The organism is Amycolatopsis sp. CA-126428 (genome assembly GCF_002904335.1).
In the GTDB taxonomy this organism is placed as follows: Bacteria; Actinomycetota; Actinomycetes; order Mycobacteriales; family Pseudonocardiaceae; genus Amycolatopsis.
Map to the genome: position 1 here is coordinate 24,220 of NZ_PPHF01000048.1, position 22,053 is coordinate 46,272.

Annotated in this window: 25 protein-coding genes; 15 read left to right on the forward strand and 10 right to left on the reverse strand. The window is 71.7% G+C overall.

Features of this window, described 5'->3' with window-relative positions; all coding sequences use genetic code 11:
- The 4 genes from pstC to C2L58_RS13285 form a co-directional block, all read right to left on the reverse strand.
- Entirely contained in the window at positions 1-921 is a 921-nt protein-coding gene (pstC, locus tag C2L58_RS13270) for a phosphate ABC transporter permease subunit PstC (protein WP_103337883.1), read from the reverse strand.
- Positions 922-1,120: 199 nt separating this feature from the next.
- Positions 1,121-2,251 carry a phosphate ABC transporter substrate-binding protein PstS gene (pstS, locus tag C2L58_RS13275; RefSeq protein ID WP_103337884.1) on the reverse strand — a complete coding sequence of 377 codons (1,131 nt, stop codon included), beginning with the start codon at positions 2,249-2,251 and terminating at the stop codon, positions 1,121-1,123.
- Between the two features lie 225 nt (positions 2,252-2,476).
- Positions 2,477-3,406 (reverse strand): mycothiol synthase, encoded by a 930-nt coding sequence (gene mshD, locus C2L58_RS13280; RefSeq protein ID WP_103337885.1) that lies wholly within the window; start codon positions 3,404-3,406, stop codon positions 2,477-2,479.
- A gap of 70 nt (positions 3,407-3,476) precedes the next feature.
- On the reverse strand, positions 3,477-4,238 hold the full coding sequence (locus C2L58_RS13285; RefSeq protein WP_103337886.1) for a winged helix-turn-helix transcriptional regulator: 762 nt from the start codon (positions 4,236-4,238) through the stop codon (positions 3,477-3,479).
- 151 nt (positions 4,239-4,389) lie between these two features.
- On the opposite strand from C2L58_RS13285, the gene C2L58_RS13290 reads away from it, so the two are divergent.
- The 9 genes from C2L58_RS13290 to C2L58_RS13330 all read left to right on the forward strand — a co-directional run bounded on the left by C2L58_RS13290 (position 4,390) and on the right by C2L58_RS13330 (position 10,418).
- A complete protein-coding gene (locus C2L58_RS13290) occupies positions 4,390-5,289 on the forward strand; it encodes an LmeA family phospholipid-binding protein (RefSeq protein WP_103337887.1) in 900 nt (299 codons plus the stop codon).
- 11 nt (positions 5,290-5,300) lie between these two features.
- On the forward strand, positions 5,301-5,729 hold the full coding sequence (locus C2L58_RS13295; protein ID WP_103337888.1) for a TlpA family protein disulfide reductase: 429 nt from the start codon (positions 5,301-5,303) through the stop codon (positions 5,727-5,729).
- Between the two features lie 266 nt (positions 5,730-5,995).
- Complete coding sequence (locus C2L58_RS13300) at positions 5,996-6,427, forward strand: DUF4395 domain-containing protein (RefSeq protein WP_103337889.1); 432 nt, start codon at positions 5,996-5,998, stop codon at positions 6,425-6,427.
- A gap of 30 nt (positions 6,428-6,457) precedes the next feature.
- Positions 6,458-7,294, forward strand: a complete 837-nt coding sequence (locus C2L58_RS13305) for a sulfurtransferase (protein WP_103337890.1) — start codon at positions 6,458-6,460, stop codon at positions 7,292-7,294.
- Positions 7,294-7,605, forward strand: a complete 312-nt coding sequence (locus tag C2L58_RS13310) for a DUF1416 domain-containing protein (RefSeq protein ID WP_014467851.1) — start codon at positions 7,294-7,296, stop codon at positions 7,603-7,605. Before C2L58_RS13305 ends, C2L58_RS13310 begins: the two co-directional genes overlap by 1 nt.
- A 231-nt stretch (positions 7,606-7,836) precedes the next feature.
- Positions 7,837-8,451 (forward strand): FABP family protein, encoded by a 615-nt coding sequence (locus C2L58_RS13315; protein ID WP_103337891.1) that lies wholly within the window; start codon positions 7,837-7,839, stop codon positions 8,449-8,451.
- A gap of 4 nt (positions 8,452-8,455) precedes the next feature.
- Positions 8,456-9,052, forward strand: a complete 597-nt coding sequence (locus C2L58_RS13320; RefSeq protein ID WP_103337892.1) for a 5-oxoprolinase subunit B family protein — start codon at positions 8,456-8,458, stop codon at positions 9,050-9,052.
- A complete protein-coding gene (locus C2L58_RS13325) occupies positions 9,049-9,894 on the forward strand; it encodes a biotin-dependent carboxyltransferase family protein (protein ID WP_369904182.1) in 846 nt (281 codons plus the stop codon). Before C2L58_RS13320 ends, C2L58_RS13325 begins: the two co-directional genes overlap by 4 nt.
- Positions 9,895-9,992: 98 nt before the next feature.
- On the forward strand, positions 9,993-10,418 hold the full coding sequence (locus tag C2L58_RS13330) for a hypothetical protein (RefSeq protein ID WP_199191248.1): 426 nt from the start codon (positions 9,993-9,995) through the stop codon (positions 10,416-10,418).
- On the opposite strand, the gene C2L58_RS13335 is transcribed toward C2L58_RS13330, so the two are convergent.
- Positions 10,397-11,245: an aminodeoxychorismate lyase gene (locus tag C2L58_RS13335; RefSeq protein WP_103337894.1), complete on the reverse strand. Its 849-nt coding sequence runs from the start codon at positions 11,243-11,245 to the stop codon at positions 10,397-10,399. The genes C2L58_RS13330 and C2L58_RS13335 overlap by 22 nt on opposite strands.
- A gap of 31 nt (positions 11,246-11,276) precedes the next feature.
- Here C2L58_RS13335 and ygfZ point away from each other — a divergent pair, with 31 nt between their 5' ends.
- The 3 genes from ygfZ to C2L58_RS13350 are packed head-to-tail and all read left to right on the forward strand — an operon-like array spanning position 11,277 to position 13,958.
- Positions 11,277-12,416, forward strand: coding sequence for a CAF17-like 4Fe-4S cluster assembly/insertion protein YgfZ (gene ygfZ / locus C2L58_RS13340; protein WP_103337895.1), 1,140 nt, complete (start codon positions 11,277-11,279; stop codon positions 12,414-12,416).
- A 49-nt stretch (positions 12,417-12,465) separates the two neighbouring features.
- Positions 12,466-13,029, forward strand: coding sequence for an RsiG family protein (locus C2L58_RS13345; protein WP_103337896.1), 564 nt, complete (start codon positions 12,466-12,468; stop codon positions 13,027-13,029).
- Entirely contained in the window at positions 13,026-13,958 is a 933-nt protein-coding gene (locus tag C2L58_RS13350; protein WP_103337897.1) for an asparaginase, read from the forward strand. Before C2L58_RS13345 ends, C2L58_RS13350 begins: the two co-directional genes overlap by 4 nt.
- Positions 13,959-14,157: 199 nt before the next feature.
- Here C2L58_RS13350 and C2L58_RS13355 read toward each other — a convergent pair whose 3' ends face one another.
- The gene (locus C2L58_RS13355) at positions 14,158-15,054 is read right to left on the reverse strand and encodes a hypothetical protein (RefSeq protein ID WP_199191249.1); all 897 of its coding nucleotides are present in this window, start codon (positions 15,052-15,054) and stop codon (positions 14,158-14,160) included.
- 207 nt (positions 15,055-15,261) lie between these two features.
- On the opposite strand from C2L58_RS13355, the gene C2L58_RS13360 reads away from it, so the two are divergent.
- Together C2L58_RS13360 and C2L58_RS13365 are read left to right on the forward strand one after the other, a co-directional pair.
- Positions 15,262-15,450: a DUF3073 domain-containing protein gene (locus C2L58_RS13360; protein WP_103337899.1), complete on the forward strand. Its 189-nt coding sequence runs from the start codon at positions 15,262-15,264 to the stop codon at positions 15,448-15,450.
- A 151-nt stretch (positions 15,451-15,601) separates the two neighbouring features.
- On the forward strand, positions 15,602-16,456 hold the full coding sequence (locus C2L58_RS13365; protein WP_255410534.1) for a 3-hydroxybutyryl-CoA dehydrogenase: 855 nt from the start codon (positions 15,602-15,604) through the stop codon (positions 16,454-16,456).
- On the opposite strand, the gene C2L58_RS13370 is transcribed toward C2L58_RS13365, so the two are convergent.
- From C2L58_RS13370 to C2L58_RS13385, 4 genes are all read right to left on the reverse strand, one after another.
- Entirely contained in the window at positions 16,447-17,268 is an 822-nt protein-coding gene (locus C2L58_RS13370) for an ECF transporter S component (RefSeq protein ID WP_103337901.1), read from the reverse strand. The two genes, C2L58_RS13365 and C2L58_RS13370, sit on opposite strands and share 10 nt — an antisense overlap.
- A 286-nt stretch (positions 17,269-17,554) precedes the next feature.
- Complete coding sequence (locus C2L58_RS13375; protein ID WP_103337902.1) at positions 17,555-19,165, reverse strand: ABC transporter ATP-binding protein; 1,611 nt, start codon at positions 19,163-19,165, stop codon at positions 17,555-17,557.
- Entirely contained in the window at positions 19,162-20,223 is a 1,062-nt protein-coding gene (locus tag C2L58_RS13380; RefSeq protein WP_199191250.1) for a CbiQ family ECF transporter T component, read from the reverse strand. Before C2L58_RS13380 ends, C2L58_RS13375 begins: the two co-directional genes overlap by 4 nt.
- Positions 20,213-20,821 carry a hypothetical protein gene (locus C2L58_RS13385; RefSeq protein WP_103337903.1) on the reverse strand — a complete coding sequence of 203 codons (609 nt, stop codon included), beginning with the start codon at positions 20,819-20,821 and terminating at the stop codon, positions 20,213-20,215. The genes C2L58_RS13380 and C2L58_RS13385 overlap by 11 nt, the downstream gene beginning before the upstream one ends.
- A 77-nt stretch (positions 20,822-20,898) precedes the next feature.
- Between C2L58_RS13385 and C2L58_RS13390 the strand changes: the two genes are divergently transcribed.
- The gene (locus C2L58_RS13390) at positions 20,899-21,807 is read left to right on the forward strand and encodes a Gfo/Idh/MocA family protein (RefSeq protein ID WP_103337904.1); all 909 of its coding nucleotides are present in this window, start codon (positions 20,899-20,901) and stop codon (positions 21,805-21,807) included.
- Positions 21,808-22,053: the final 246 nt, after the last annotated feature.

The window sequence follows — 22,053 nt, forward strand, 5'->3', positions numbered from 1 at the left end:
TCAGTCTCCCTTCTTGCCGATGACGGACCGGGCCGCGAAGTTCACCAGGAACGTGAGCACGAACAGCACCAGGCCGGCCGCGATGTACGCGCCCGCGGAGATCTCGTTGTTGAACTCGCTGTAGTTGGCGGCGATCTTCGAGGCGAACGTGGCACCGCCGTCGAAGAGGCTCCAGTCGAAGTTCTTGCCCTGCGGGATCAGCAGGATGACGGCCAGCGCGATCGTCTCGCCCAGCGCGCGGCCGAGGCCGAGCATGGACGCGCCGACGTACCCGGCCTTGCCGAACGGCAGCACCGTGGTGCGGATGACCTCCCAGCGGGTGGCGCCGAGCGCGAGCGCGCCCTCCATGTGCGGGGTCGGCGTGCGCTCGAAGACCTCGCGCGAGAGCGACGTGATGATCGGCAGGATCATCACGGCCAGCACGATGCCGGCGGTGAAGATCGTGCCGCGCACGCTGGGCGCGACGTTGCCGGGCGCCAGCAGCGGGAACCACGAGAACGTGTCGTTGATCCACTGCGAGAACGGCTCGATCGCCGGGGCGAACACGAGGATGCCCCAGAGACCGAAGATGATCGACGGCACCGCGGCGAGCAGGTCGACGACGTAGGCGAACGTCCGCGCGAGCCGCTTCGGCGCGTACTGGGTGAGGAACAGCGCGATGCCCAGCGAGACCGGCATCGCGATGATCAGCGCCACGAACGACGTCGCCACGGTCACCTCGAGCAGGTCGAGGATGCCGAACGACATGTTCGCGGGATCGCTGGTCGACCAGCCGTGGTTGGTGAGGAAGCTGCCCTTGTTGGCCTGCAGCGCCGGGATCGCCTGGATGAGCAGGAAGAGCCCGATCAGGCCGATCAGGGCGACGACGAAGATACCCGCCCCGGTGGTCAAGTTCTGGAAGATGCGGTCACCGGGCCGCACCTTCTTCGGTTTCTCGCTCGCGGGCGGCTCCGGCGCCGCCGTCGAGGCTCGTTGCTCCGAAATCGGATCCTCCGGGGGCGTTGTGGCGGACGACGAACGCCCACCGGGGTCGCCGGTGGGCGTTCGCGTCGAGCTTGACTCGCTCATCGACTACTTCTGTCCAGCCTGTATCAACTCGGGGAACAGTCGCAAGACCAGGTCAGGAGATCGCCTTGACCGCGGCCAGGACCTTGGTCTGCAGCGACTGCGGGATCGGCACGTAGCCCTTGGCGGACAGCGGCTGCTGGCCGTCGGTCGCGGCCACCGTCAGGAACGCCTTGACGGCCTTGGCGACGTCCGCGCTGGCGTACTTCGAGCAGACGATTTCGTAGGTCGTCAGCAGCAGCGGGTAGGCACCCGGGGTGTTGCTGGCGTAGATGCCGTTGAGGTCGAGCGCGAGGTCGTTCGAGCCCTCGTTGAGGAACTTCGCCGCGTCGAGGGACTTCGCCACGTTCGCCGCGTTGAGCTCGACACCGCCGGAGCCGCTGTCGATCAGGGCCGCGGTCAGGCCGTCCTTGGCGAACGCGCCCTCGACGTAGGTGATGCCACCGTCGGAGGCCTTCACCGCGGTCGCGACGCCGTTGGAGCCCTGCGCACCGTTGCCGACGCCACCGTTGAACTTCTTGCCGGCACCCTTGGTCCAGTCGGCCTTCGCCGCCGCGCCCAGGTACTTCTGGAAGTTGTCGGTGGTGCCCGACTCGTCGGCGCGGGAGACGACCTGGATCGGCTTGTCCGGCAGGTTCAGGCTCTCGTTGCCCTTGACCGCCTTGATGGCCGGGTCGTTCCACTTGGTGATGCCACCGCTGAAGATCTTCGCGGTCACCGACGGGGTCAGCGTCAGCTTCTCCACACCGGACAGCTTGTAGGCGACCGCGATCGGGCCGACGACGAGCGGGATGTTCCAGGCGTCGCTGGCGCAGCGGGCCTTGGCGGCCGCGGCGTCGGCGTCCTTGATCGGCGAGTCCGAGCCGCCGAAGTCGATCTGGTTGGCGTTGAACTGCTTGACGCCCGCGCCGGAACCGCTCGGGTTGTAGTTGACCTGCTGGCCGGCGCACTTCTTGCTGTACTGCTGCGTGAAGATGTCGATGGCGTTCTTCTGGGCCGACGAACCTTCCGCGGAGAGCGGGCTCTTGCCACCGCACTCGACGTCGGCGGTGCCGGTCGCAGCGGGCGCCGAAGCCGAGTTCGAGCTGCCGCTGTTGGTCGCCGCGGGGTCGGAACCACAGGCGGCGAGCACGAGGGCGGCGCTCGCGACGATGCCCACCGCGCTCAGGGGCCGCATGATCTTCACTGCTGTTTCCTCCATCAGGAGCTTGACCGGGTCGTCGCGGCGTGCTGCCGCGCCGGATCCGGACACTAGGCAGCCCCGATGGACGGTCACCCCTGTCCAGGTGAACGCAAAGTGAACAAGGCCGCCGATGTGAGCAGTGCTACTAGTCTGAAAGTGCGCCGTGTCCCGGCCGTGACCTGCGCGTTCGCGCACCGTGACGAGGCGCTCTCGCGGCGTCCATTGTGGTCACCGACCGTACTGGACGTCGGTTTCGTGACGCGTGAACCCGAGCTTGGTGTAGACCGCCAGCGCCGCCGCGTTGTCACCCTCGACGTACAGGATGATCTGCCGCAGCCCGCGGCCCGCGAGGTACCGCAGCCCGGCGAGCGTGAGCGCCCGCCCGAGCCCGCCGCCCTGCGCGGCCGGGTCGACGCCGACGACGTACACCTCGCCGACGCGCTCGCCGCCGAACCGGCCGGGCGTCGGTTCGTGCACCTTCGTCCAGTGGAAGCCGATGACCGTGTCTTCCGAGCTGCCCTTTGCGGTGTCTTCTTCCACGGCGAGGAAGAAGCCGTCGGCGTCGAACCAGGGACGTGCTTCGTCGGCACGGAGTTCGTCGGCGGTCAGGGCGCCCTGCTCGGGGTGCCAGTCGAAGGCCCGCGCGTTGACCCGGATGACGGCGTCCTCGTCCTGGCCCGGCACGAACGTCCGCAGCGAGACGCCCTCGCGCAGGATCGGCTCCGGCCAGTCCGAGCCTTCGACGTCGACGCGCAGGATGAGCAGCTCGCGCTTGCGCTCCAGGCCCGTCTTCAGCGCCAGCTTCCGCGCGGCCGGGTGGTCGCCGTGCGCCCAGACGCGGAAGCCGACCGCGGCCCGCTCGTCGACCGCCTGAAGCAGCTTCGCGCCGTAGCCGCGGTCACGGTGGGCGGGATGCACGAACAGCTCGACGACCTGGTGGTCGAAGGAGTCGCCCGTGGTGTCGAGGTGCGCGTAGCCGACGACTTCGCCCTCGACGCAGGCGACGAGGTGCTCACCGCCGTCGAACTCGCCGGGCAGCGCGCCGGCCGGCTCGACCTCGGGCCGCCCGTCGGCTTCGCGCACGGCCAGCAGCAGCCGCCGCACGTCGTCGAGCTGCTGTTCGTCCAGTTCCTGGCGCCACTCGCCGTCTCCGCTCACCCTGCGACCGTACCCGTGACGGACGCAACGCGACGGCTGTGCGAGACGTCTTCCGTGTGCGAAAGGGGGATCAGTGGGTGAGTTCGGGAGTCTCCGCGGGAGCCTCGGGGGCGGCGGTAGCCTGGGCGGGCACGCCCGGACGCGGGCCGCCGCTCTTGGCCGGCCGCTCGAACTTGTAGCCGACGTTGCGCACGGTGCCGATCATCTGCTCGTGCTCGGGCCCGAGCTTGGCGCGCAGCCGCCGGACGTGCACGTCGACCGTGCGGGTGCCACCGAAGAAGTCGTAGCCCCAGACCTCCTGCAGCAGCTGGGCGCGGGTGAACACCCGGCCCGCGTGCTGCGCGAGGTACTTGAGCAGCTCGAACTCCTTGTAGGTGAGCTCGAGGGTGCGCTTGCGCAGGCGCGCGGTGTAGGTCGCTTCGTCGATCACCAGCTCACCGACCCGCAGCTCGGCGTCGACCTGCGCGGAACCGCCGTCGCGGGTCGTGACCAGGCGCAGCCGGGCGTCGACCTCGGCCGGGCCGGCGGTCGGGAGCAGGATGTCGTCGGTGCGCCACTCGGCGCTGACCGCCACCAGGCCACCTTCGCCGACGACCGCGATGATCGGGGTGGCCGCTTCGTCCTCGCCGGTGCCCTTGAGCAGGCGGCAAAGGCTCTTCGCCGAGGCCAGGTCGCTGCGGGCGTCGAGGAGGATCACGTCACGGTGGCCCGCGTCGAGCAGGGCCGTCACCTCGGGAGCACGGACGCGTACGGTGTGCGGCAGCAGGTCCAGCGCGGGAAGCACCGTGGTGGCGTCGGCCTCCGCAGTCAGTACCAGAAGGTCCAGGCTCATCGCCGCACCGCCTTCTCGAGTCGTCGCCGCAAAGCGGCGTTGGTCGGTGCTAAGTGAGAATAGCGGCTGAACGGCCGGGCACCTAACCCTTGCTGGATCGATCACACCTGGAGAAACCCGGGTGTCCCCGAAGAACAGGAGTACGGACGCGATGGTGAGCAGGCCCGTGACCCGGGACGACCGACCCGCACCGAGGCCCGACGCGCGACGCCGCGGCCGCCGCGCCCGGCGCTGGGTGATCGCTGTCGTGGTGCTGGTCTTGCTGCTGGTCGGCGCCGATTTCGGAGCCGCCGCGTTCGCCGAGCACATGATTTCGCAGAAGGCCCGCACGCAGCTGCAGCTGACCGACGACCCGTCGGTGACGATCCACGGTTTCCCGTTCCTGACGCAGGCGCTCGGCGGTGACTACAGTCACATCAGCGTGTCCGCCGCGGGCCTGCCGGTCGCGAACAAGCTGCAGGACGTCGCGGTGACCGCCGAGCTCGAGGACGTCAAGGCGCCGCTGTCCGACATCACGAACGGCAACACGAAGGCGATCACCATCGGGCAGCTGACCGGTGCGGTCACCATCAAGGCTGCCGACCTGGCGCGCCTGTCCCCGCTGGACAAGATCAAGGAGCTGCGGATCGAGCCGTCGACCGCGGAGTACGTCCAGAACGGCGACAGCGGGCAGAGCGAGCCGGCCCCGACCACGACGAAGACCACCGAGGGCCAGGCCGACCAGGACGAGTCGAGCACCGGTGTCCGCATTTCGGGACACCTTCCGTTCGCGGGCAAGGACCTGGAAATCTTCTGCTTCGCGATGATCGAGGCGGACGCCGCCAAGGGCACGATCAACTTCCTCCCCAAGCGGCTGCAGTTCGGGAACAACCAGGAGACCACCGTGGTCCCCGCGGCGGTGCAGAAGGCGCTGATGCCGAACTTCAACGTGTCGATCAGCACGAAGGACCTGCCGCTGTCGGTCACCCCGACCGGCGTGCGGGTGCAGAGCGGATCGGTGACGATCAAGGGCAAGGCGGCGAACGTGTCCTTCGCGGACCTGAGCAAGTAGGGAGCGGTGCGGTGACGGGGCTGTGGGTGCTCGTGGCGACGCTGGTGGCCGCCGGGGCCGTCGGTGCGCTGCTCAAGGCCCGGAACGGCCGGGTGCGCGCCGCCAAGCCCGCCGCCCGCGAGCTGCCCGCCCCCGTCACCGCCGCGCTGGACCCGGCCTCCGCCGTGACGCTCGTCCAGATCTCCACCACCTTTTGCGCGCCCTGCCGGCACGCGAAGGCCGTGCTCGCGCCGCTGGCCGAGCGAACCGAGGGCCTGCACCACGTCGAACTCGACGTGACGGAGCAGCCGGAGGTCGCGCAGTCGCTGTCCGTGCTGCGGACGCCGACCACGATCGCGCTCACCCCGGACGGCCGGGAGCTCCTGCGCGTCGGCGGCGTCCCCAAGGGCCCCGAACTGCTCGCCGCCCTGCGGCCGCATCTCACTTCCCGGACGCCCTGACCAGGGCGTTGTCCCAGGAATCGGGAATCGTCCCAAGGTATGAACGTGGTTCCCACTGTGAGGGAGCTCTGGGTACCCTCGCACCCGTGACCGGGCTGACCACCTTCTTGACGCAGCGACGCGCAGTCGACCTCTGCCGCGTCCGCAGCAGCCTGTGTCGTGTTCGGCCCGACCGGCGCTGAACCGTACGAACCGGTCCCCCACCAGCCCTGATGCCGCTGACGCGTGCCGTTCGCACGCACCCTCTTCGCCCAGCTGGAGGAACCATGCCCGCCGGACCGGCCGTCGACCCGCGAGGCCCGCGGTTCGCCGCCATCCTGACCACGATCGTGCTCGCGGTCGTCCTGGTCACCGAGTGGTGGCCGCTGCTGGCGGTCCAGACCGTCGTCTTCGCGATCGGTGCGTTCGTCGGCTTGAAGCAGGCGCCGTACTCGATCGTCTACCGGGCGCTGGTGGCCCCGCGCCTCGGCCCGCCCTCCGAACGGGAGGACGCGGCGCCGCTGCGGTTCGCCCAGGCCGTCGGGTTCGTGTTCGCCCTGGTCGGCACGGTCGGCTTCGCGGTGGGGATCACCCCGCTCGGCATCGTCGCGACGGCGTTCGCGCTGTTCGCGGCCTTCCTCAACGCGGCCTTCAACTTCTGCCTCGGCTGCGAAATGTACTTGCTCATCAAACGCTTCACGCCCGCCCGCGCGTCCTAGAAGTTCAACCCCAGAAAGAGAGTCCGTTCCATGAGCCGTGAAGACGTCCTGGTCACCACCCAGTGGGCCGAGGAGAACCTGGACACCCCCGGCGTCGTGTTCGCCGAGGTCGACGAGGACACCACCGCCTACGACGCCGGCCACATCCGGGGCGCGGTGAAGTTCGACTGGCGGAACGACCTGCAGGACGGGGTGCGCCGCGACTTCGTCTCCAAGGAGGGCTTCGAGAAGCTCCTCTCGGAGAAGGGCATCTCCAACGACGACCTCGTGATCCTCTACGGCGGCAACAACAACTGGTTCGCCGCGTACGCGTACTGGTACTTCAAGCTGTACGGCCACGACAAGGTCAAGCTGCTCGACGGCGGCCGCAAGAAGTGGGAGCTCGACGGCCGCGAGCTGAACTCCGACGAGGTCAAGCGCGACACCACCGAGTACCACGCGCAGGACCAGGACCTTTCGCTGCGCGCGTTCCGCGACGAGGTCGTCCAGTCGATCGGGTCGAAGAACTTCGTCGACGTGCGCTCCCCGGACGAGTTCTCCGGCAAGCTGCTCGCCCCGGCGCACCTGCCGCAGGAGCAGTCCCAGGTTCCCGGTCACATCCCCGGCGCGCTGAACGTGCCGTGGGCGAAGGTCGCCAACGAGGACGGCACCTTCAAGACCGAGGAAGAGATCAAGGAGCTGTACAAGGACGAGGGCATCGACGAGGGCAAGGGCACCATCGCCTACTGCCGCATCGGCGAGCGCTCCTCGATCGCGTGGTTCGCGCTCCACGAGCTGCTGGGCTACGAGGACGTCAAGAACTACGACGGTTCGTGGACGGAATACGGCTCGCTCGTCGGCGTGCCGGTCGAGTTGGGAGCCAAGTGATGGCGGTTGACGACAGCTGCGGCGCACCGGTCCAGGAGGCCACGCCCGCGGACTACGACACGCGCGGCCAGGTCGTGCTGGCCGGCAAGGTGACCGGCGCGAACGGGCCGGTCGGCGGCGCGTTCGTCCGGCTCCTGGACGGCGGCGGCGACTTCACCGGCGAGGTCGTCTCGTCGGCCGACGGTGACTTCCGCTTCTACGCGGCGCCGGGCGAGTGGACGGTGCGCGCGCTGCACCGCTCCGGCAACGGCGAAGCCTCGGTCACCGCCGAAGGACCCGGCGTGCACCAGCTGGCCATCTCGGTCGCCTGAGTTTCTCCCCCGTGAGGGCCTTCCTGCTGCGGCAGGGAGGCCCTCACGGCGTTTCCGGGCGGGTGACCGTCCTCACCGCGGCGACCCTGCGCAGGGCCGCCCGGGGCCGGACGGACTAAGCTGCTTGCCGTGGAAGCTCTGTTTACGACCTTGCTGGTCCTCGCCGGCGTGGCCATCACCTGGTTCGCCGTGTACGTCGTCTACCGGCTGTACGCGGACCAGCGCTGACCCATGACCGCAAGCGGCGACGAAGCCATCGTGGCAGCGGAGAGGCGCGCGGAAAGCACCCGCGCCCGCAACCTCCCGCTGTGGGACGACCTGCCCATCCCCAATGACACCGCGAACCTGCGCGAGGGGCCGAACCTCAACGACGCCTGCCTCGCGCTGCTGCCGCTCGTCGGCGTCTGGCGCGGTGAGGGCGAGGTCGGCTACCCGACCATCGACGGCCCCCGCAAGTTCGCGCAGCAGCTGACGATCTCCCACGACGGCCGCCCGTTCCTGATCCACGAGTCCCGCGCGTGGCTGCTGGACGACGACGGCAACGTCATCCGCCCGGCCGCCCGCGAGTCCGGGTTCTGGCGGCCGCAGGAAGACGACACGATCGAGCTGCTGCTCACGCACAACACCGGCATCCTCGAGCTGTACTACGGCAAGCCGCGCAACCAGACGTCCTGGGAGCTCGGCACCGACGCGGTGATCCGCACGGCCACGGCCAAGGACGTCACCGCGGCCCAGCGCCTGTACGGCCTGATCGAAGGCTCCCTCGGCTACGTCGAGGAGCGGGCGATGATGGGCCAGGAGATGCAGCCGCACACCTCGGCGCTGCTGCACCGCGTCGTCGGCTGACGCCGTGCGCTGGCGGCGGTGTGGCGAGGACGCCGCCCTGCTCGACTGCGACTCGCTGGACCGGATGCGGGCCGCCCACGCCACCGTGCTGGCCGCCCGCCCGCCCGGGGTCACCGATCTCGTGCCGGGCGCGCGCAGCCTGCTCGTCGTCGGCGGTGTGGCGGCCGTGCGGGCCCTGCTCGAAGACGCCGACCTCGCGCACCCGCCCGCGGGCGAGCCCCGGGAAGTGATCCTCGACGTCCGCTACGACGGCGAGGACCTGGCCCTGATCGCCGCCGACGCCGGAGTTTCGCCCGACGCCGTCGTCTCGATGCACACCGAAGCCGGCTACACCGTCGCGTTCACCGGGTTCGCCCCCGGTTTCGGCTACCTGACCGGCCTTCCCGAGCGGCTCCGGCAGCCTCGCCTGGAATCGCCGCGAACCCGCGTGCCGGCCGGGTCGGTCGGGCTCGCCGGCGAGTTCACCGGCGTCTACCCGCGCGAGTCGCCCGGCGGCTGGCGGCTGCTCGGGCGCACGTCGGCGACGCTGTTCGACCCCCACGCGGACCCGCCCGCGTTGTTCGCACCGGGGGACCGCGTCCGCTTCCGGAGCGTCCGGTGAGGAGCCTGGAGGTGCTCGACCCCGGGCGGTACGCGCTGGTCGAGGACCGGGGCCGGCCCGGCTACGCCCACCTGGGGGTGGCGCCTTCAGGGGCTCTCGACACCGCGTCGCTGCGACTGGCGAACCGGCTCGTCGGCAATCCCCAGGACGCCGCTGGGATCGAAGCCCTGCTCGGCGGCCTGTCCGTGCGGTTCACGGCCGCGGTGACGGCCGCGGTCACCGGCCCGGCGGTCGACGTCCGGATCGACGGACGGCCCTCCGGCTCCCACGCGCCGCTGGCGGTTCGGGCGGGCCAGACACTGGCGCTGGGGACGCCCTCGACGGGCCTGCGCTGCTACCTGGCCGTCTCCGGCGGCATCGCGGTGGAGCCGGTGCTGGGCGGCCGGTCCCGGGACGTCCTGTCCGGCATCGGGCCGCCGCCGCTGCGCGCCGGAGACGTCCTTCCGCTCGGCGAGCCCGGCATCCCCGCGGGCGCGGACGTCGTCGTGCCGGTCCGGGCGCCGGCCGAGCTCGTGGTGCCCGTGACGCTCGGCCCGCGCGACGACTGGATCGACGACCCGGCCGCCGGCCTCTCGGCGGGGTGGACGGTGACGGCCGAGTCGAACCGCGTCGGCCTGCGCCTGGACGGGACGCCGCTGCGCCGGGCCGTCGACGGCGAGCTGCCCAGCGAAGGCGTCGTCACCGGCGCGATCCAGGTGCCGCCGAGCGGGCTGCCGGTGGTGTTCCTCGCCGACCACCCGACCACCGGCGGCTACCCCGTCGCCGCCGTCGTCAAGAAAGCCGCCTTGAACGCCCTCGCGCAGGCTCGGCCGGGCACCCGAATCCGGTTCCGGCCGTCCTGAGCAAGGCGTACCGCCGCGCGGGTGAGACCCCGATCACCCGGTGCACCCGTCCGGGTAGGGGCCGGAACCATGTCGCGCCGCCGCCCGTCCTCATAAGCGTGGAACAGGTGACGATCAGCGGTGGCACGGGTTTCCTCGACGTGAACGCGCGGGCACGGGCGGAGCTGCCGCAGTCGCTGCGGATCGCGCTGGCCACCGGTCAGCTGCGCCGTCCGCTGGCCACCACGCTCGGACCGGTCCTCGACCTGCTCGTCGACGGCGACTACCGGGTCAGCGGCCCGGAACGGGTGCCGGCGGGCCAGGAGCTCACGCCGACCGACGCCTGGCCGCCGTCGGACGAGTCCCGCGTCGGCTACTACCGGACGGCCATCCGCACCGGGCACCGGCCGGTCGCGGTGGTGCTGGCCGGCGGCGAACGCGAGCTGATCATCGACGGCCACCACAAGATCGCCGCCTACCGCGCCGAAGAGGTCGCCCCCGCCGTCGTCCGGATCACCCGGGGTCAGGCGTATTCGCCCTCGTAGGCCGCGAGGAGCTCGGCGTACACCGCTTCGGAATCGGGCAGCCGCTCGCCGTCGAGGGTGTGCACCCGGGTCAGCTTGCGGACGCTCGAGGCCATGAAGACGCCGTCGCCCTCGACGAGGTCGCGCACGGTCAGCGGCTCCACCTTGACCGCCCAGCCCGCCTTCTCGGCGCCGCGGAACACCGCGGCCTGGGTGGTGCCCGGCAGGATCCCGATGCTCGACGGCGGTGTGTAGAGCGTCCGCCCCTTCGCGAGCACGACGGTCGACGTCGGCCCTTCGAACACCGATCCGTCGGCCGCGGTGAAAATCACATCCTCGGCTCCATGACGCGCCGCCTCCCGCACCGCGGCCATGTTCACCGCGTACGACAGCGGCTTCGCCCCGAGCAGCAGCCACGGCGCGCGCTCGGCGAGATCCGGCGGGAAACCGCGTTCGAGGGTGATCGCGGCGACGCCTCCGGCGCGGGCCTTGACGATCGACGGCGGGACCTCCGAACCGAGCGCGAAGCCGGTCGGCACCGCGGCCGGGTCGCCGTCGGATCCCCGCGTGTACACCAGTTTCAGCACCATTTCCGCCCCGCCGGTCCACCTTTCGAGCACCAGCGAAACGACCCGCTCCCAGGCCCCGAGGTCGGGCTCGGGCAGGTCGAGCATGGCGGCCGAACGGGCCAGCCGCTCCAGGTGCGGCCGCAGCTCCCGGGGCCGGCCGTCGACGACGAGGATCGTCTCGAAGACGCCGTCGCCGCGCATCAGCCCGAGGTCGTCGACCTTGATCTGGGCGAGGTCGGGGTCGGCCGGGGTTCCGTCCAGGAAGACGAGCACGCGCATGCGGACACGGTACTCACCTAGGCTGGGCGGTATGCCGTACCGCTCGCCGCTGCTGGACGTGCCCGGATCGATCCCTGCCCCCGAGTCGGACCCTGCGCACCCCGAGGCCGGAGTGCCCTGGCACTGGGGGGACCCGTTCGCGGAGCAGCGCACGGCCTCGCGCAGCGTGGTCGTGATCGACCGCTCGCACCGCGAGTTCCTCGCCGTGACCGGCGAAGAGCGGCTGTCGTGGCTGCACCTGGTCATCTCGCAGCACGTGACCGGGCTGGCCGAGGGCTCCGGCACCGAGGCGCTCGTCCTCGACAGCCAGGGCCGCGTGGAGGCGCACATGGTGCTGGCGCACCTCGACGGCACGGTGTACCTCGACACCGACCCGGGCCCGAGCGTGACGAGCGCGCTGCCCAAGGGCGGCCCGCAGACGCTGCGTGAGTACCTCGAGGCGATGAAGTTCTGGTCCAAGGTGGACATCCGGGACGCGACCGGCGAGCTCGCGCTGCTCACCGTGCTCGGCCCGGACGCCGAGCGCGTGCTGAGCGCGGCCGGCGCCGAAGTCGGCCCGGAGCCGTACGCGGTGGCGGCGCTGCCGGGTGGCGGGTTCGCGCGGCGGATGCCGTGGCCCGGCCGGTCGAGCGTCGACCTGGCGGTGCCGCGCGAGGCGCTGGTGGACTGGTGGAAGCGGCTCACCGACGCGGGCGCGCGGGCGGCGGGCAGCTGGGTGTTCGACGCGCTGCGCGTCGAGTCGCTGCGGCCGCGGCTGCGCGTCGACACCGACGACCGCACGATCCCGCACGAGGTCGGCTGGGTCGGCTCGGCCGCCCATGTCGCCAAGGGCTGCTACCGCGGCCAGGAAACGGTGTCGAAAGTCCACAACGTGGGACGGCCGCCGCGGAACCTGCTCCTGCTGCACCTCGACGGTTCGCCCGAAGTCACCCCGGAGACCGGCGACCCGGTGCTGCTGGACGGCCGCACGGTCGGCCGGATCGGCACGGTGATCCAGCACCACGAGCTCGGCCCGATCGCGTTGGCGCTGGTCAAGCGGTCGACACCGGTGGGCGCGGAGCTGCTGGCGGGGTCGGAGGACCACCTCGTCCAGGCGGCGATCGACCCCGACTCCGTGCCCTCGGAACAGCCGGCACCGGGCCGCGCGGCCGCGGCCCAACTCCGTGGCTGAACGAAAGCCCCTGACAGCGAGATCACGCTCAACCGGGATAAACTGCGCTGTGATCGAAGTGCGGCCCGGCGGCAGGCGGCGGATCGACCGCGTGCTCGGCCCGGGGTACCTCAGCGGCCTGGGTGAACTGCCGCTGAAGGTGCTGCGCGAGCGGCGCGACGAAGCCGCACAAGAAGAGACCGACCTGTCCTACCTGCGCCGTCTCCTGCACGCCCGGATCGACATCGTGCGCGCGGAGCAGGCGCGGCGCAGTTCCGGCGGCGAAGCGAGCATCGTCGACCAGCTGGCGACGATCCTCGCCGACAACGCACTGGGCCCGGCGGCGGGCTCGGGGCGGCACCAGCAGCTGGAGCCGTCCCGCGCCGGCGAGCACCGCCGGCACGCGGAGGCCCTGATCGGCGACACGGACCTGACCGACGTCGGGTCCCTCTCGGACGAGAAACTCGCCTCCGCTTTGGACACGTACGCGCGCGAAGAGCTGTCGGTGTCGTCGTTCCGCCGCGAGGTCCAAGGCGTGATGGACACGCTGAACGCGGAGATCGCCCAGCGCTACCAGCAGGGATCGGCCACAGTGGACGAGCTGCTGGAGAACGAGGGCGGCCGCGCCGAGTGACCAACCCCGTGCTCGCCGAAGTCGTCCGCTCCGGCTTCGTCGAAAGCGTCCACAGAGGCGCCCTCGTGATCACGGGCCCGGAAGGTTCTGTCCGGCTGGCCCTGGGAGACGTGGTCACGCCGGTGTACCCGCGGTCGTCGAACAAGCCGCTGCAGGCGGCCGGCATGCTGCGCGCGGGCCTGGACTTCACGGGCGAGGCCCTGGCTCTGGCGTGCGCGTCCCACTCGGGCGAGCCCGGGCACGTGAAGCGGGTGCTGGAGCTGCTGGACGCGGCCGGCCTGCGCGAAGACGACTTGGCGTGTCCACCGGATTTCCCCCTCCACGTGCCGAGCATGCGCGACGCGGCCGAGCCGCGCCGCGTGATGATGAACTGCTCGGGCAAGCACACGGCGATGCTGACGACGTGCGTCCGGGTCGGCTGGCCGACGGCCGGGTACGCCGCACCGGACCATCCCCTTCAGCAGGCGATCGCGTCCTGTGTCACGGAGCTGACCGGCGAACCGATCGCCCACACGGGTGTCGACGGCTGTGGCGCGCCGCTGTTCGCGTTCTCCCTGACGGGGCTGGCGCGCGCATTCGGCCGGATCGCCGGTGCTTCCGAGGGCCCTTCGGCGGCCGTGGCTTCGGCGATGCGGGCGAATCCGTGGCTGGTGGCGGGGACGGGCCGCGAGGACACGGCCCTGATGTCCGGTGTGGAGGGTCTGGTCGCGAAGGCCGGCGCGGAAGGGGTCCAGGCGTTCGCGCTGCCGGACGGGTTCGCCGTGGCGATGAAGCTGGACGACGGCGCGAAGCGGGCTTGCGCGCCGCTGGCGGTGGAGGCGCTGCGGTACCTCGGCGCGGACGTGTCCCGGCTCGAGGAGCTGGCGCGGCCGATCGTGTCCGGCGGCGGGCGTGCGGTGGGCGAGATCCGGGTGCCTGAGCTGCGCTGACGGACGTCGGTGACCGTGGCTGAGCAGCCCCCGTTTTCCACGCTACCGGGAGGCACCGACAGTTCCGGGGCGGAAAGCCGCCGGGCCGTCGGGTTGTCCACTGGTCGGCACGTTCGCGGGCTAGTTGGCGCGTTCGCGGGCTAGTTGGCGCGTTCGCGGTCTAGCTGGCGCGTTCGCGGTCTAGCTGGCGCGTTGCGGGCTAGTTGGCGCGTTCGCGGGCGGCCACGTCGCCCCAGAACTCCCGCAGGTCCGAGAACAGTTCGGCCAGCTCCTCGACGTTGCCCGAACGCAGGGCGTCCAGGATGTCGTGGACCTCGTCGGCCGTGTTGTCGGCTTCCAGGACCGGGTCCGTGAACAGCTGCACCAGGCCGCCGTAGTCGAGCTCGACCACCGAATCCGCGTGGAAGTTGTCCAGCCAGCGGCGCGTCTCGAACAGCACGCGGCCGGGTCCGGAGTCGCCGAAGGTCTGCTCGAGCAGCTCGCCGGCCTCGCGGGCACGGTGCTGCGCGTCGGCGAGGGTCGCCCGCCAGGACAGCTCGCGCCGGGGGTCGGTCCGGCCGTCGCCGAGCACCAGGCGCCGTTCCTCCGGCTCGACCAGCACGAACCACGGCAGCGGGACGGTCCAGGTCGTCGACAGCGTGTGCGCCGCCGACGTGCTCAGGTCCACCATCGCCGACTTCGTCCGGGCCCGGATCGTCTCCTGGGTGAAGCCCCCTTCCTCGAGGACGACGTTCTTCAGCGCCGGGTGCGCGTCGCCGAGGAAGGTGACCAGCGCGGCCGCCGAGCGGGCCCGCAGCTCCAGCGGGCAGACGAGCGGGCCGAGTTCGGCCTTGCCACCCGGCACTTCGCCGGGATCGAGCACCAGGACGTCGGTCAGCAGGCTCGGCGCCGGACGGCCGTCGGCGAGCTCGGCGGGCAGCAGCCGCCGCGGCGCGGCCACCTGTGACCTGAGCCACATGGCCTGCTCGCGCGCGCCCGCGTCCGTCCGCCGCAGCTTGGCCGCGGCGACGGCCGCACGCAGCCGCTCGTCCGGCGGATCGCCCAGGGCGAGCAGGGGTTCGTACACCCGCAGGTAAGCCACGAAGGGACGAAGCACGGGTAGATCGTGGCACGTCTACCTGCGCCGATCGCCACCGACCGGCCGGTAACCGGTGTCCGCCGAACACTGTCGCGACCGGCACACCGTGCCACGTCGCATCCAACCCCCCGGACACGGTACGGTGTGAGCAGGAAATAATTGTCGAGACGATGCGGGGCCGCCGATTCCCCCGGCCGCCCCGCCCCTGTGCGAGGGGGTCGAGCCATGGGGCGCGGCCGGGCTAAGGCCAAGCAGACGAAGGTGGCGCGTGAGCTCAAGTACAGCTCGCACGAGACCGACTTCGATGCTTTGCAGCGCGAGCTGTCGAGTAACTCCTCCAGTGTCCACCACGAGGAGTCCGACAGCGATGATCAAGACCCGTACGACGACGGGTATGACGATTACCGTCGTTGAGCACGCGTAACCGCGCGAGGGCGTAGCCGGAACACATCCGGCGACCGCCCTCGCGCGTCGCGTGCTGCCCAAAATCGCGTCCACAGTGTCGTCCGGGCGAGTGTTGCCCGGATGAGGCGCGCGGGCTGCGAAGCGATGAAGGAGTGAACCGGTGGTAAGTCGGGTTGGAGTCGTCGGGGCGGGCCTCATGGGGTCCGGCATCGCCGAGGTGCACGCGCGGTCCGGGTTGGACGTCGTCATCACCGAGGTGAACCAGCCGGCGCTCGACGCGGGCAGGGCGCGCATCGAGAAGTCGCTGCAACGCGGCGTCAAGAGCGGCAAGCTGACCACCGAGGACGCCGACGCGGCGCTCGCCAGGCTCCGGTTCACCACGGACATCGCCGAGTTCGCCGACCGCGAGCTGATCATCGAGGCGATCCTCGAGCAGGAGCAGGCGAAGGTCGACGTCTTCCGCCAGCTGGACAAGATCGTCGAGGCCGAGGACGCGCTGTTCGCGTCCAACACGTCGTCGATCCCGATCATGAAGCTGGGCATGGCGACGAGCCGGCCGCAGCAGGTGGTCGGCATCCACTTCTTCAACCCGGTGCCGGTGCTGCCGCTGGTGGAGCTGGTGCCCTCGCTGCTGACCAGCGAGGAGACCGCCCGCCGCGCGGAGGAGCACGCGACGACGGCGCTGGGCAAGACGGTGATCCGCTCGCAGGACCGCGCCGGGTTCATCGTGAACTCGCTGCTGGTGCCGTACCTGCTCTCGGCGATCCGGATGATCGAGTCGGGCTTCGCTTCGGCCGAGGACATCGACCGCGGCATGGAGCTGGGCACGGCCCACCCGATGGGCCCGCTGCGGCTGTCCGACCTGATCGGGCTGGACACGATCAAGGCCATCGCGGACTCGATGTACGCGGAGTTCAAGGAGCCGCTGTACTCGTCGCCCCCGCTGCTCCTGCGCATGGTGGACGCGGGCCTCCTCGGCAAGAAGACCGGCCGCGGCTTCTATTCCTACGGCTGACCGAAGGTCACAGGCGCCTCGAAGGCGGCCCGCCTGGCGGCGCGTCGCAGGACGCCCAGCACGGCCGGCCCGAGCAGGACGATCGCGACAGCGTTGGTGATCGCGCGGCCGGTGTCCCAGCCGAGGGTCGACGTCAGAACGGTGTAGACGGCGAACCGGTGCAGGTTCTCCGCCAGCGGCGCCCCGGGCACGAACCCGAGCTGCGCGGAGTCACCGGCGAGGAACGGCCACGACCACAGGCTCATCAGCAGCCCGAAGAAGTAGGCCGCGAAGACGCCGTACCCGACGAGCAGGGCAATCTCGGCCTTGCCGCGCGGTTTCCGCGGCAGCAGCCCGGCCCCGAGCCCGACCAGCGACGACGCGAGCATCTGGAACGGCAGCCACGGCCCGACCCCGGCGGTGAGCAGCGCGCTGGTGAACAGCGACGTCGAGCCGAGCACGAACCCGAAGCCGGGCCCGAAGACGCGGCCGGCGAGCACGAGCAGGAAGAAGACCAGCTCGATACCGCCGGTGCCCGCGCCGAGTGGCCGGAGCCCGGCGTTGACGGCCGAGAGCACGCCGAGCAGAGCGAGCGCCTTGGCATCGATGCCCCCGCGCGACAGCTCGGCGAGCACGACCAGGATGAGCACCGGCAGGGTCGCCATGAAGACGAAGGGCGCATCCGCGGTGTGCGCGGCCGCGGTCGGCTGCGGGTGGGCGAGCAGGGGCCAGCAGAACATGGCCAGCCCGAGAAGGCTCGCGACGGTGAGCACCAGGGCGGGCCGCGGGGTCAGGCGGACAGCGCGGGGCGGTGGGCCGAGGAAGTCGGTCATGCCGATGTCACCGCCGCTCCGAGGCAGGCCGAAGCCCGCAGATCACTGCTCGACCGTTCGCGCGCCTGCGGGCGGCTGTGAAAGCCCGCACGCTTGCGCACCGACGAGGCGCCGCCCACCGCGACCCGCAGGTCGGCGGCGAAGCGGTCGCAGACCTGCGGGCAGCCACCAACCACACACCGCGAGCCGGCGGCAAAGGCGTCGCACCTGCGGGCGGCCGAGTGCGCTCGTGGGCTTCGGCTCCCCGCCCCCGCCCCCCGCCCCGCCCACCCCCTCCTCCGCGTGCTCACGCCAGCGCTTCCGCTACCTCGTCCACCGTCAGCCACTGCTGCGGGGCCAGGATCTTCGCCACCTGCGGGGCGAACGCCGGCGAGGCGACGATCACCTCCTTCGTCGGGCCGTCCGCTACCACCTCGCCCTCGGCCATGACCACCACGCGGTCGGCCACCGTTGCCACGAACTCGACGTCGTGGGTTGCCAGCACTACCGCGTGGCCCTGCGAGGCCAGCTCTCGCAGGGCCGACGCGAAGCGCCGTTTCGCGTGGTAGTCCAGGCCGCGGGTGGGCTCGTCGAGCAGGACCAGCGGTGGGGCCGACGCCAGCTGGATCGCCAGCACCAACGCCAGTCGCTGCCCTTCCGAAAGGTCGCCGGGGTGCGCTTCACCGGCGATTTCGGGGGCGAGCCTGTCCAGCAGGGCCCGGGCCGTTCCCGCCGGGACCTCCGACTCGGTGTCCGCCTGGGCGCACTCGGCGTCCACCGAATCGAGGTACAGCAGGTCGGCCGGGGTCTGCGGGACCAGGCCCACGCGCTGACGGGCCACTCGTGGCTTGAGCGCTGCCGGGTCCGCTCCACCGACGTCGACCTTCCCCGCCGACCTCGGGCCGCTGCCCTGCACCGCCCAGAGAAGCGACGACTTGCCGGAGCCGTTGCGTCCCATCAGCGCGACCACCTCGCCCGGTCCGACGCGCAGGTCCACCCCGCGCACCGCCAGGACATCTCCGTATCGGACCACCACCCCTCGCACATCCAGTGCCGAACCGGTCACCGACAGGCTACGACCCACCACCGACAGTTTTTGGAGACTCGGTGCGAGCCGAGCGCGCAGCGGCCCCGCGACCCGCCGCGCGTCCCGCACCGACAACGGCAGCGGCGACCAGCCCGCGAGCCGCCCCAGCTCGGCGATCGGCGGGGCGATCGAGGACGTCGCCAAGATTTCGGCCGGCGGTCCGGAGCGCACCGAGCCGTCGCCCGGCAGGTACAGCAGCCGGTCCGCGTACTGGGCCACCCGCTCCATCCGGTGCTCCGCGACGATCACCGTCGTCCCCAAGTCGTGCACGAGCCGGGTGATCGCCGCGAGGACGTCCTCGGCCGCCGTCGGGTCCAGTGCCGACGTCGGCTCGTCCAGCACCACGACGGCCGGGTGGGCCGTCAGCACCGAACCGATCGCCACGCGCTGCTGCTGGCCACCCGATAGCGTCCGAAGTGGACGGTTGCGCAGCTCCGCGATGCCCAGCAGGTCCAGGGTTTCCTCGACGCGCTTGCGCATGACGTCCGGCGGCACCGCCAGCTGCTCCATCGCGTACGCGAGCTCCTCCTCGACGGTGTCCGTCACGAACCCCGCGAGCGGGTCCTGCCCGACGACGCCGACGACCGAAGCCAGCTCCCGGGGCGGGTACCGGGCCGTGTCCAGGCCGGAGACGACGACCCGGCCGGAAAGCCGGCCGCCGGTGAAGTGCGGGACGAGCCCGTTGAGGAGGCCGAGGACCGTCGACTTGCCCGCCCCCGTCGGCCCCGCGACCAGGCACAACTCGCCCTCTTCGACCAGCAGCGACACGTCCGACAGCACCGGCCGCGAGGCGTCCGGGTAGGTCACCGTGACCCGCGAAAGCTCGATCATCGGCCGACCTCCGGAACCGGGGGCGAAACGAACGCCGGCAGCGCCGCGACCAGGACGGACACCACGTGCACCCAGGAAACCTCCGGCCAGCGCAGCGGGCTCAGCGACGGGAACAACCGGCCCGCGTCGATCCGGGCGGTCGCGAACAGCAGCGCGCACGCCCCGACGCCGGCCGCGACGACCAGGGTCTCCGGCCACCGCCACGGGTCCGGCCGGTACGCCGTCCGCCGCACCCGCCGGCCGCCGAGGACGAAGCCGACGACGGCCACGATCAGCCCCACCGCCAGCAACGGCACCCCGAGCCAGGACGACGTCCCGTCGAGCACGCCGTAGACGCCGACGCACACGCCAGTCAACCCCGCCAAGACGCAGGAAGCGATCAGCGCCCGCAGGCCGCCGCTCAGGTAGGCCCGGCGGCCGTAGCCCCGGGAGTCCATCGCGGCCGCCAGCCGCAGGGACCGGTCCATCGCGTCCTCCAGCACCGGCACCACGATGCCCTTGACCGCCCGCAATCCGCGAGTCCGCCCCGCCCGCAGCCGGCGGGCCCGCCGCACCCGCTGCACGCTCTCGACGAGCTGCGGGGCGACCGTCAGCGCCACCGTCACCGCCGTACCCACCTCGTACAACGCCCCCGGCACCGCCTTGAGCAGGCGTTTCGGGTTCGCCAGGGCGTTCGCCGCGCCGACGCAGACGACCATCGTCGCCAGCCGCAGGCCGTCGTAGAAGCCGCCGAGCAGCGCCTCCGCCGACACGGGCCCGAACAGGGCCAACCCGGCGGCGAGCGGGATCCGCGGCAGCGTGACCAGCACGTGGCCGCCGTCCTCGCCGCCGATCAGGATCCGGAACAGCACGCGCGAGGCGACGATCACCGCGCCGACGTAGACGTACAGCCGGAACGCCAGCGCCCAGGGCGCGTCACTCCGCCGGTTCACCACGACGAACCCGGCGACGGCGATGATCAGCCCGAGCAGCAGCGGGTTCGTCGTCCGGCTCGCGGCGACGGCCAGCGCGAGCGCCCAAGCCCACCAGGCGCCGGGGTGCAGCGCCCTACCGGTCACGCCGGCGCCGGGCGACGACGATCCCGGCGCCGCCGACCAGCACGATCACGGCCGCCCCGATCACCAGCCCCCACGGGAACGACCCCTCGGCGGAGGCGGCGGGCGCGGGCGCCGGCGCCGAAACCTGGCGCACCGGCGGCACCCGCGGCGGCGCCGGCAGGTCGTTCGCCGACTTCGGCCGCGCGAACGCCCAGCCCTCGAACCCGCCCGGGGCCGGCTTCGCCGTCTGGGCGCCTTCCTGACTCGACGTCCAGCTGCCCCCGGCGGAGGCGTGCCAGTAGCTCCAGTACGCCGTCGCCGACGGCATGCCCGCGCAGGACTCGACGTCGGGACCCGGCTTGCCGTTGATCCGGCAGGCCACCGCGAGGCCGTACTTCTGCGAACCGGCCACCTCGATCCCGGCCTCCTGCAGGGCGGCGATGCCGTTCGCGGGCGTGCCGGCGGCGCAACGGATCAATGTCCCGGGCCCGAGGTCGCCGAAGTCGACGACCACCGTCACGCCGCCGCCGTCCGGGCAGGCCCCGTCGGTGCCCGCCGCCGAAGCGGGGGCGGCGCCGAACAGGAGAGCGCAAACGACGGCGAAGCGGGAGGCGATCATGCAGGCACTTTAACCAGGCCGGTGCCCGCGGCAGGTGCGGTTCCGGAGCGACGCGGGACACACCTAGACTGCGGGCCGTGGGACAGCTCATCGCGGACGGACAGCTGCGCGTCGGCCTGATCGGCGCCGGCCCGTGGGCGACGACGATCCACGCGCCCGGACTGGCGGATCACCCCGGCACGGTGCTGACCGCGGTCTGGGCCCGGCGGCCGGAGGCGGCGCAAACGCTTGCGGAGACGCACTGCGCGGTCGCCGCCGGCAGCGTCGAGGAGCTGTTCGAGCAGGTGGACGCGGTCGCGTTCGCCGTTCCGCCGTCGATCCAGGCCGAGCTGGGCGTGCGCGCGGCCGAAGCCGGGAAGCACCTGATCCTGGAGAAGCCGATCGCCGCCGACCTCGACGGCGCGCGACGGCTGGCCGACGCGGTCGCGGCCGCCGACGTGGCTGCGCTCGTGGTGCTGACCTTGCGTTATTCGGCGCAGACCCGGGAGTGGCTCGCCGATCTCGCCCAGGCGGGCGGCTGGGCGGGCGGCGGTGCGCGCTGGCTGTCCGGCTCGCTGCTCGGCGGCCAGTACGCCGCCTCGGAGTGGCGGCAGGAGGACGGCGGCGCGCTGTCCGACATCGGCCCGCACGCCCTCGACATGCTGGACGCGGCACTCGGCCCGATCACCGAGGTGGTGGCGGCCCGGCAGAGCCCCGGCGACCTCTGGCACCTGATGCTGGCGCACGACGGCGGCGTGGTCAGCACGGCGACGCTCTCGCTGCGGCTGCCGGTGCAGCCGACCGTCGTCGAAGTCGCGGTCTGGGGAGAGCACGGTTACCGGACGCTCGGGCGCGAACCGGGCTCCGCGCAGGAGTCCTACACCGCACTGCTGGACGATTTCGCGGCGATGATCGCGAGTGGCACGACGACGCACCCGTGCGACGTCCGGCGAGGTCTGCACCTTCAGCGTTTGCTCGAGCAGGCGCGCGCACTGGCCGCGAAGTAGTACACAGGGTCACCTCACGTCTTTTCCTTGCGACGCAAAGCTTTCGCACCTTTCCGGCGAATTCATCCACAGGGTTGTCCACAGGCTCCACTGTGGACAGTGTGTCTCCGGAACGCCGGTAAATCCGGTTGCCGGCCGTGCGATCATGGCTGCGAAGAGCCCGTTTCGACTTCGAGGAATGACCGCCTATGCCTGGCGCCGTCTCCGGCGTCGGCCCCCGCTAGGCCGACGCCCAGCGCCCCGCCC